The organism is Streptomyces kebangsaanensis (assembly GCF_001906585.1).
Classification (GTDB): Bacteria; Actinomycetota; Actinomycetes; order Streptomycetales; family Streptomycetaceae; genus Streptomyces; species Streptomyces kebangsaanensis.
Genome location: NZ_JUJA01000165.1, coordinates 44897 through 54500 on the forward strand (window position 1 = coordinate 44897; position 9604 = coordinate 54500).

The following is a 9604-nucleotide window of genomic DNA, read 5'->3' on the forward strand; positions in this document are numbered from 1 at the left end:
AAGGCCCCGGCCGTACCAGCGGCCGGGGCCCTCACCGTCGTACGGCGGATTACGCGAGCAGCGCCGGGATCGTGGCCTCGTGGGCCTCGCGCAGCTCCTCCAGGGACAGCTCGAACTCGCCCTGGACCTCGATGGTGTCGCCGTCGACGACGCCGATGCGGGTGACGGGCAGGCCGCGGGCGCCGCACATGTCGTTGAAGCGGACCTCCTCCGAGCGCGGCACGGCGACGATCGCGCGGCCGGCCGACTCGGAGAGGAGGAAGGTGAACGCGTCCAGGCCGTCCGGTACGACCAGCCGCGCGCCCTTGCCGCCCAGCAGCGCGGACTCCACGACCGCCTGGATCAGGCCGCCGTCGGACAGGTCGTGCGCGGAGTCGATCATGCCGTCGCGGGAGGCGGAGATCAGGATCTCGGCCAGCAGGCGCTCCCGCTCCAGGTCGACCTTCGGGGGCAGGCCGCCGAGGTGGTCGTGGACCACCTGGGACCAGGCCGAGCCGCCGAACTCCTCGCGGGTGTCGCCGAGGAGGTACAGCAGCTGGCCCTCCTCCTGGAAGGCCGCCGGAGTGCGGCGGGACACGTCGTCGATCACACCGAGGACCGCCACGACCGGCGTCGGGTGGATCGCCGCCTCGCCCGTCTGGTTGTAGAGCGAGACGTTGCCGCCGGTCACCGGGGTGCCGAGCTGCTGACAGCCGTCGGCGAGACCGCGTACGGCCTCGACGAACTGCCACATCACCGCCGGGTCCTCGGGCGAGCCGAAGTTCAGGCAGTCGGAGACGGCGAGCGGCTTCGCGCCCGTGGTGGCGACGTTGCGGTACGCCTCCGCCAGCGCCAGCTGGGCGCCCGTGTACGGGTCGAGCTTGGCGTAGCGGCCGTTGCCGTCGGTGGCGATGGCGACGCCGAGGCCGGTCTCCTCGTCGATGCGGATCATGCCGGAGTCCTCGGGCATGGCGAGGACGGTGTTGCCCTGCACGAAGTGGTCGTACTGCTGGGTGATCCACTTCTTGGACGCCTGGTTCGGGGACGCCACCAGCTTCAGGACCTGGTCCCTCAGCTCCTCGGACGTCCGCGGACGCGGCAGCTTGCCCGCGTCGTCGGCCTGCAGGGTGTCCTGCCACTCGGGACGGGCGTACGGGCGCTCGTAGACCGGGCCCTCGTGCGCGACCGTGCGCGGGTCCACGTCGACGATCTTGCCGCCGTGCCAGTAGATCTCCAGGCGGTCGCCGTCGGTCACCTCACCGATGACGGTGGCGATGACGTCCCACTTCTCGCAGATCTCCAGGAAGCGGTCGACCTTCTCCGGCTCGACGACCGCGCACATGCGTTCCTGCGACTCGCTCATGAGGATTTCCTCGGGAGACAGGGTCGAGTCGCGCAGGGGGACGTCGTCCAGGGTCACGCGCATTCCGCCGGAGCCGTTGGAGGCGAGCTCGGACGTGGCGCAGGACAGGCCGGCCGCGCCGAGGTCCTGGATGCCGACGACCAGCTTCTCCCTGAACGCCTCCAGGGTGCACTCGATGAGCAGCTTCTCCTGGAAGGGGTCGCCGACCTGGACGGCCGGGCGCTTGCTGGGCTTGGCGTCGTCGAAGGTCTCGGAGGCGAGGATCGACGCGCCGCCGATGCCGTCACCGCCCGTGCGGGCCCCGTACAGGATGACCTTGTTGCCCGCGCCGGAGGCCTTCGCGAGGTGGATGTCCTCGTGCCGCATCACGCCGATGCAGCCGGCGTTGACCAGCGGGTTGCCCTGGTAGCAGGCGTCGAAGACGACCTCGCCGCCGATGTTGGGCAGACCCAGGCAGTTGCCGTAGCCGCCGATGCCGGCGACGACGCCCGGCAGCACCCGCTTGGTGTCGGGGTGGTCGGCGGCGCCGAAGCGCAGGGGGTCGACCACGGCCACCGGGCGCGCGCCCATCGCGATGATGTCGCGCACGATGCCGCCGACGCCGGTCGCCGCGCCCTGGTAGGGCTCGACGTAGGAGGGGTGGTTGTGCGACTCCACCTTGAAGGTGACGGCGTAGCCCTGGCCGACGTCCACGACGCCGGCGTTCTCGCCGATGCCGACGAGGAGCACGTCGTTCTCGGGGGCCTTCTCGCCGAACTGGCGGAGGTGGACCTTGGAGGACTTGTACGAGCAGTGCTCGGACCACATCACCGAGTACATGGCGAGCTCGGCGCCGGTGGGACGGCGGCCCAGGATCTCCACGATCCGCTCGTACTCGTCCTTCTTCAGGCCGAGTTCGGCCCAGGGCAGCTCGACGTCGGGGGTCGCGGCCGCGTGCTCGACCGTGTCCAGAGGCGTCCTGCTCATGCGGTGACCAGCTTCTTGAGGATCGAGGTGAAGAAGGGGAGGCCGTCGGTGCGGCCGGTGCCGATCAACGGCTCGACGGCGTGCTCGGGGTGCGGCATGAGGCCGACGACATTCCCGGCCTCGTTGGTGATGCCGGCGATGTCCCGCAGCGAGCCGTTCGGATTGCCGTATCCCTCGGCGGCTTCGCCGCGGACGAGGTACCGGAAGACGACCCGGCCCTCCGCCTCCAGCTCGTCCAGCGTGTACTCGTCGGCGACGTACCGGCCGTCCATGTTCTTCAACGGGATGTGGATCTCCTGGCCCGCGGTGTAGTCGCCGGTCCAGGCCGTCTCCGCGTTCTCCACCCGCAGCTTCTGGTCGCGGCAGATGAAGTGGAGGTGGTCGTTGCCGAGCATGGCGCCCGGGAGGAGGTGGGCCTCGGTGAGGAGCTGGAAGCCGTTGCAGATGCCGAGGACCGGCAGTCCGGCCCTCGCCTGCTCGATGACGGTCTCCATCACCGGCGAGAAGCGGGAGATGGCGCCGGCCCGCAGATAGTCGCCGTAGGAGAAACCGCCGGGCAGGACGACCGCGTCGACCTGCTTGAGGTCCTTGTCCTTGTGCCAGAGGGCGACCGGTTCGGCGCCCGCGAGGCGGATCGCGCGCTGGGTGTCCCGGTCGTCGAGGCTGCCCGGGAAAGTGACGACGCCAATACGAGCGGTCACTTCGCGGCCCCCGCGACTACGTCATCGGACTCGACCCTGACGGTGAAGTCCTCGATCACGGTGTTGGCGAGGAAGGATTCGGCAAGATCGTGAATGCGGGCGAGGGCGGCCTCGTCGACCGGCCCGTCCACTTCCAGTTCGAATCGCTTTCCCTGGCGTACGTCGGAGATGCCTTCGAAACCCAGCCGCGGCAGTGCGCGCTGCACCGCCTGGCCCTGGGGGTCGAGGATCTCCGGCTTGAGCATGACGTCGACTACGACGCGTGCCACTGGCACTCCCGGTGTGTGGTGCTGAGCAGGTTCCTTCAGACTACCCGCCCAAAATTTCTACGCGGGTAGTCTCGTAGGAAACTACGTGACGACCGTCACGGTCCGCACCGATGGGAGATCTTGGTGAAAAACTGGGAAAGTTCGGCGTCCACAGCCGGATCCGGTATTGCACTGAGGACACGCGGACAGTTTTAGCCGGACTTCCCCTCGCATTGCCCGGCACTGTACAAATGAATTGGCGACAGCCGATACTTTTCCCGATAACAGCCGAACAGTCGGCATCCGACGAGCATCTCGGCACGTCATGCCGCGCATCATGTGCGCGGCATGACGGAGCAGATGGCCGCAGAGGTGCCGCACGAAGGGACCGATATTCGTGGCGCAGCGTGTCGTAGTCACTCTCTTTGACGACATCGACGGCTCGGAAGCGGCGGAAACGATCGCCTTCGGACTCGACGGCAAGTCCTACGAGATCGACCTGAACCAAACCAATGCCGAGGAACTGCGCAAGGCGCTCGCGCCGTACGTGCAGGCCGGCCGGAAGCGGTCGAACTCGGGCAAGACGTACCGGCAGACGGAGGTCGCCCCGCACCCCGCGGCCGTCCGGGCCTGGGCACAGGCCAACAAGATGGACGTACCGGCGCGCGGCCGGATCCCCAAGAAGGTCTACGAGGCGTTCAGCGCGGCCCGGTGAGGCGCGGGCCCGTGAGAGGGCGGGCCCGCGGCGCTCGGAACCGGCCCCAGGGTCCGTCAGCGGACCCTGGGAGCAAGCGACTTGCGCAACCCCCCTGTTGATCAGCTAATGTCAGGGGCACACCGAGGGGCAAGGCCGAAAGGCCGAGACCCAAGGAGTCCATGCGGGTGTAGTTTAGTAGTAGAACAACCCCCTTCCAGGGGGAAGGCGCAGTGTGCGATTCCTGTCACCCGCTCTGCACCGCCGGTCCCGACCACTGATGTGGATCAGGTAGGCTGGTGCTCGCGCCGATCGGTGAAAGCCGGTCGGAGGCACTGCGGACGTAGCTCAGTTGGTAGAGCGCAACCTTGCCAAGGTTGAGGTCGCGAGTTCGAGCCTCGTCGTCCGCTCGGGAAAAAGGCCCCGGTCCACTGGACCGGGGCCTTTTCGTGATCCTGTGGATCCTTCCGTTGTCCGCCGCCCCCGCCCTGACATTTGTCATGCCGAGCGATGACATCGCGCACTGCTGCCGCGCCCCGGCCGCCGGGAAGCTGAAGCCATGGAAGCCACGGAAGCCACGGAAGCCACGGACACGAGCGAACACGTGATAGAAGTCACCGACCTGCGGCGGGTGTACAGGGGCGGATTCGAGGCGGTGCGCGGTGTCACGTTCCACGTGGACCGCGGGGAGATCTTCGCCCTGCTGGGCACCAACGGTGCCGGCAAGACCTCGACGGTCGAACTGCTGGAGGGCCTGGCACCCCCGGACGGGGGACGCGTGCGCGTGCTCGGGCACGACCCGTACACCGGGCGTGCCGCCGTACGGCCGCGCACCGGTGTGATGCTGCAGGAGGGCGGCTTCCCGTCCGAGCTGACCGTCGGCGAGACCGCGCGGATGTGGGCCGGGTGCGTGAGCGGGGCCCGCCCGGTCCGGGAGGCACTGGCGCTGGTCGGCCTGGAGCAGCGGACGGACGTACGGGTCAAGCAGCTGTCCGGGGGAGAGCGGCGCCGCCTGGACCTGGCGCTCGCGCTGCTCGGCGAGCCCGAGGTGCTGTTCCTGGACGAGCCGACGACCGGGCTGGACGCCGAAGGACGCCGGGACACCTGGGAGTTGGTCCGGGCGCTGCGCGACGGCGGGACGACCGTGCTGCTCACCACGCACTACCTGGAGGAGGCCGAAGGGCTCGCCGACCGGCTCGCCATCCTGCACGAGGGGCGGGTCGCCGCCGCCGGCACCCCGGCCGAGGTGACGGCCTCCCGGCCGTCCCGGATCTCCTTCGAACTGCCCACCGGCTACTTCCCGGGGGACCTTCCGCCGCTCGCCGGGCTGGGGGTGGTCGAGCACGAGACGGACGGCCGCGTCGTACGGCTGCGCACCCATGAACTCCAGCGGACGGCCACGGAACTGCTGCTGTGGGCCCGGCGGTCCGGGGTCGAACTGCGCGGCCTCGACGTGCGGTCGGCCTCGCTGGAGGAGGCGTTCCTCGACATCGCGCGGGACGCCTCCGCGCCGCGGACGAAGGAGTACGCCGCATGAGCGCCACGGTGACCGCCCCCATGGGCCGGATGGCCGCGCTCGCGCGCGCCGAGCTGACCCTGCTGGGGCGCAGCAGGAGCGCCCTGGTGACGGCCCTGTTCGTGCCGCTGGTGCTGCCGCTCAGCGTGCGGTCGGTGGCCGGGCAGATGGACCTGAAGGGCACCGGGCTGACCGTCGGGCTGGTCATCCTGCCCGCCGCGATCGGCTTCTCGCTGCTGTTCGCGGTGTACTCCACGCTCGTCGGGGCGTTCGTCGCCCGGCGCGAGCAGCTGGTGCTCAAGCGGCTGCGCACGGGCGAGCTGCGGGACGCCGAGATCCTCGCCGGGGCCGCGCTGCCGGCCACCGCCGTCGGCCTCGCCCAGTGCCTGCTGCTGGCCGGCGTCTGCGGCGCGGTGCTGGAGGTGCCCGCCCCGCGCGCGGCCCACCTCGCCGTGGCCGGTCTGGTGCTGGGGCTCGTGCTGTGCGTGGTGCTCGCGGCGGTCACCGCGGGCTTCACCCGGACCACCGAGAGCGCGCAGGTCACCTCGCTCCCGTTGCTCATGGTCTCGATGATGGGTTCCGGTCTCGTCGTACCGGTGGAGCTGCTGCCCGACCGGCTGGCCGCCGGGTGCGAGCTGCTGCCGCTGACTCCGGTGATCATGCTGGTGCGGGGCGGCTGGACCGGCGACCTGGGCGCCGCCGACGCGCTGCGTGCGGTGGTTCTGGCGCTGGCCTGGCTGGGACTCGGGGTGTTTGCTGTACGGCGGTGGTTCCGGTGGGAGCCGCGGCGCTGAAAGGTGGGGGCATATGCGCGGGCCCGTGGGCTGGTGGCGCGGCAAGAGCACGCCGGCGAAGGTCGAGACGTACACGCGGTGGTCGTTCCACTCCTTCGCGGTGGCCGAGGGGGCCGTCTTCGGGCTCTCGGTCCTCCGGCAGGCGGGTCCCTGGCCGGGGACCTGGCTGCTGCTGATGGTGTGCGGGCACGCCCTGACCTGCGCGGTGACGGCGGCGCGGGCGCTGGACTGGACGCGCGGCCGCCGTCCACAGCCCGTACGGCTGCTGTGGACGCTGGCCGGTGCCACCGCGGTGGTCGCCGTCGCCGCGATCGGGATCGCGGAGCGCGCCCCGGGGAGCGACGGCGTCGTCACCGCGGCGGGCATGGTCTTCGGGGGCGTGCTGATCTTCGGTGCCGGCACCATCGCGCTCGGCGTGCGCGACCGGCGGCGCGTGGTGGCGATCGTGGTGGGCTTCGCCGTCGGTGCCGGTCTCTACGCCTTTCCGCTCGACGTCCCCGGCCTCACCGCGCTCAGCACGACGGTCATGGTGCTGATCGGCGCCGGATTCCTCGCCTTCACCTCCGTCTTCTCCGTCTGGCTGCTCAACGCCGTCTACGAACTCGACGAGGCCCGGGAGACCCGTACCCGGCTCGCCGTCGCCGAGGAGCGGTTGCGGTTCGGGCGGGATCTGCACGACGTGATGGGGCGCAACCTCGCGGTGATCGCGTTGAAGGCCGAGCTGGCCGTGCAGCTGGGCCGGCGCGGGCGGCCCGAGGCGGTGGAGCAGATGATCGAGGTGCAGCGGCTCGCCCAGGAGTCGCAGCGCGAGGTGCGCGCGGTCGTCCGCGGCTACCGGGAGGCCGATCTCGCCGCCGAACTCGCCGGCGCCCAGGGCGTACTGGCGGCGGCCGGCATCGACTGCGCGGTCACCGGCTCGCCCGCCGGCCTGCCCGCTCCGGTGCAGTCCGCGCTGGGCTGGGTCGTCCGCGAGGCCGCGACGAACGTGCTCCGGCACGGCGACGCCCGGCGGTGCGCCGTGTCCCTGCGCGTCGCCGACGGCCGGGCGGAGTTGTCGGTCGAGAACGACGGGGTGGGGGAGATCTCCGGCGGTGGCCGGCCGGGCTCGGGACTCGCCGGGCTGCGCGAGCGGCTGTCGGAGCTCGACGGCACACTGCGTGCCGGACCCGCGGGCCGCGGCCGGTTCCGGCTGACCGCCGAGGTACCGCTGCCGCCCGCCGGAACCGCAGCCACCCGTCCGACGATCGAGGTCACCGCATGACGACGTCCCCGGCGCCCGTCCGGCTGCTGCTGGCCGACGACGAGCACCTGATCCGCGGCGCGCTCGCCGCGCTGCTCTCGCTGGAGGACGACCTGCTGGTCGTCGCGGAGGCGGCGAGCGGCCCGGAGGCACTGGCCATGGCGCGGGCGCACGAGCCCGACGTGGCCGTGCTGGATCTGCAGATGCCGGGCGCGGACGGTGTGAAGGTCGCCACATCGCTGCGGGCCGGGCTGCCCGGCTGCCAGGTGCTGATCGTGACCAGTCACGGGCGCCCCGGCCACCTGAAGCGGGCGCTCGCGGCGGGAGTGCGCGGATTCGTCCCGAAGACCGTCAGCGCCCAGCGCCTCGCCGAGATCATCCGCACCGTGCACGCCGGAAACCGCTACATCGACCCGGAGTTGGCTGCCGACGCGATCTCCGCCGGGGACTCGCCGCTGACCGCGCGCGAGGCGGAGGTGCTGGAGTTCGCCGCCGACGGGGCACCGGTCGCGGAGATCGCCGAGCGGGCCGCGCTGTCGCCGGGGACCGTACGGAACTATCTGTCGTCGGCCGTGACCAAGCTGGGGGCGGAGAACCGGCATGCGGCAGTACGCCTCGCGCGCGAGCGGGGTTGGGTATAGTTGGCCTCGCGCCACGGCGCAACGCGGACGTAGCTCAGTTGGTAGAGCGCAACCTTGCCAAGGTTGAGGTCGCGAGTTCGAGCCTCGTCGTCCGCTCCAGCCAGAAGCCCCCGGCCTTCCGCCGGGGGCTTCTTCGTGTCCTACGACCAGCGCATGCCCGTCAGCCGCTCGTACGCCTCCGTGTACTTCTCCCGGGTCGCCGCCACGATCCGCTCGGGCAGCGGCGGCGGGGGCTGCTCGCCCGTGCGGTCCCAGCCGGACTCGGCGGAGGTCAGCCAGTCCCGGACGAACTGCTTGTCGTACGACGGCTGCGCGCGGCCCGGCTGCCACTGACCGGCCGGCCAGAAGCGGGAGGAGTCCGGGGTGAGGACCTCGTCGGCGAGGACCAGCGTCTCCCCGTCGAAGCCGAACTCGAACTTGGTGTCGGCGAGGATGATCCCCCGGTCGCGGGCGATGTCCCGGGCGCGGCCGTAGACGGCGAGGGTGACCTGGCGCAGCTGGGCGGCGGTCTCCGCGCCGATCCGGCGGGCGACCTCCTCGTAGGAGACGTTCTCGTCGTGCTCGCCGACCTCCGCCTTGGTGGCGGGGGTGAAGATCGGGCCGGGCAGCTCGGAGCCGTCGACCAGACCCTCGGGCAGGGCGAGGCCGCAGACCGTGCGGGACTCGTTGTACTCGGCCAGGCCCGAGCCGGTGAGGTAGCCGCGGGCCACGCACTCCACCGGGATCATCCGCAGGGACCTGCAGACCAGGGTGCGGCCCGCCCAGTCGGCGGGGGCGCCCTCGGGCACGTCGGTGCTCAGGACGTGGTTCGGGACCAGGTCGGCGAGCAGGTCGAACCACCACAGGGACAGCTGCGTGAGGATGCGGCCCTTGTCGGGGATCTCGGTGGGCAGCACCCAGTCGTAGGCCGACAGGCGGTCGCTGGCGACCATCACGAGGTCGCCCGCCTCGTTCTGGTACAGGTCGCGCACCTTGCCGGTGTGCAGATGCACCAGGCCCGGAACCTGGATCGGCTCGGGCTTTTCGACGAATCCGGACACGGTTCCTCCCCGTGGTTCTGTCCAATGGCCCGATTCTCCCGTATCGGACATCGGCCGGGGTCGGCGGGTCAGCCGCGCTTGCAGATGCGGTCCAGGAGGTTGGCGGTGGCGCGCTGGACACGGGCGTCGACGTGGCCGGGGCGGTCCAGGGCCGGGGACCAGGCGAAGGTGCCGGAGGCGAAGACCAGGGCGCCGGAGGGGGCGCGGTACAAGGACGTCTCCTGGTGGCGCAGGGCCCCCTCGCCGTCGGTGTACGGGGAGTGCGCGAGCAGGATGCGGTCCTGGTGCTCGGGCAGCGGGGTGCGCGGGAAGTAACGGTCCGCCTCGCCCGCGACCAGGCCCGCGATCTCCTCGCCCTCCTCCGCCCCGGTCGCCTCCCACAGCCAGTGGCCGGCGTTGCGGACGATCAGCGGGTGCGGCTC

At 71.3% G+C, this 9604-nt stretch carries 10 protein-coding genes and 3 tRNA genes; 8 read left to right on the forward strand and 5 right to left on the reverse strand.

What is annotated here, in order from left to right; all coding sequences use genetic code 11:
* Positions 1-49: 49 nt before the first annotated feature.
* From purL to purS, 3 genes are read right to left on the reverse strand one after another with little or no spacing between them, the layout of a single operon-like run.
* A complete protein-coding gene (gene purL, locus RH94_RS34015) occupies positions 50-2308 on the reverse strand; it encodes a phosphoribosylformylglycinamidine synthase subunit PurL (protein ID WP_073952172.1) in 2259 nt (752 codons plus the stop codon).
* Positions 2305-3009, reverse strand: a complete 705-nt coding sequence (purQ, locus tag RH94_RS34020; RefSeq protein WP_073952173.1) for a phosphoribosylformylglycinamidine synthase subunit PurQ — start codon at positions 3007-3009, stop codon at positions 2305-2307. Before purQ ends, purL begins: the two co-directional genes overlap by 4 nt.
* Positions 3006-3278 carry a phosphoribosylformylglycinamidine synthase subunit PurS gene (gene purS, locus RH94_RS34025; protein ID WP_073952174.1) on the reverse strand — a complete coding sequence of 91 codons (273 nt, stop codon included), beginning with the start codon at positions 3276-3278 and terminating at the stop codon, positions 3006-3008. Before purS ends, purQ begins: the two co-directional genes overlap by 4 nt.
* Before the next feature lie 376 nt (positions 3279-3654).
* On the opposite strand from purS, the gene RH94_RS34030 reads away from it, so the two are divergent.
* From RH94_RS34030 to RH94_RS34065, 8 genes are all read left to right on the forward strand, one after another.
* On the forward strand, positions 3655-3972 hold the full coding sequence (locus RH94_RS34030) for a histone-like nucleoid-structuring protein Lsr2 (RefSeq protein WP_073952175.1): 318 nt from the start codon (positions 3655-3657) through the stop codon (positions 3970-3972).
* A gap of 163 nt (positions 3973-4135) precedes the next feature.
* Positions 4136-4207 (forward strand) — tRNA-Gly (locus RH94_RS34035).
* Between the two features lie 81 nt (positions 4208-4288).
* Positions 4289-4361: transfer RNA gene (locus RH94_RS34040), tRNA-Gly, on the forward strand.
* Between the two features lie 149 nt (positions 4362-4510).
* Positions 4511-5488, forward strand: coding sequence for an ABC transporter ATP-binding protein (locus RH94_RS34045; RefSeq protein ID WP_073952176.1), 978 nt, complete (start codon positions 4511-4513; stop codon positions 5486-5488).
* Positions 5485-6261 (forward strand): ABC transporter permease, encoded by a 777-nt coding sequence (locus RH94_RS34050; protein WP_073952177.1) that lies wholly within the window; start codon positions 5485-5487, stop codon positions 6259-6261. The genes RH94_RS34045 and RH94_RS34050 overlap by 4 nt, the downstream gene beginning before the upstream one ends.
* A gap of 13 nt (positions 6262-6274) precedes the next feature.
* Positions 6275-7522 (forward strand): sensor histidine kinase, encoded by a 1248-nt coding sequence (locus tag RH94_RS34055; RefSeq protein ID WP_073952178.1) that lies wholly within the window; start codon positions 6275-6277, stop codon positions 7520-7522.
* The gene (locus RH94_RS34060) at positions 7519-8142 is read left to right on the forward strand and encodes a response regulator transcription factor (RefSeq protein ID WP_073952179.1); all 624 of its coding nucleotides are present in this window, start codon (positions 7519-7521) and stop codon (positions 8140-8142) included. The genes RH94_RS34055 and RH94_RS34060 overlap by 4 nt, the downstream gene beginning before the upstream one ends.
* 23 nt (positions 8143-8165) lie before the next feature.
* Positions 8166-8241, forward strand: a tRNA-Gly gene (locus RH94_RS34065).
* A gap of 41 nt (positions 8242-8282) precedes the next feature.
* Here the strand turns inward: RH94_RS34065 and RH94_RS34070 are convergent.
* Together RH94_RS34070 and RH94_RS45500 are read right to left on the reverse strand one after the other, a co-directional pair.
* Positions 8283-9182: a phosphoribosylaminoimidazolesuccinocarboxamide synthase gene (locus RH94_RS34070; protein WP_073952180.1), complete on the reverse strand. Its 900-nt coding sequence runs from the start codon at positions 9180-9182 to the stop codon at positions 8283-8285.
* A 68-nt stretch (positions 9183-9250) separates the two neighbouring features.
* A partial coding sequence (locus RH94_RS45500) for a N,N-dimethylformamidase beta subunit family domain-containing protein (protein ID WP_324614341.1) occupies positions 9251-9604 on the reverse strand: 354 nt, incomplete at its 5' end.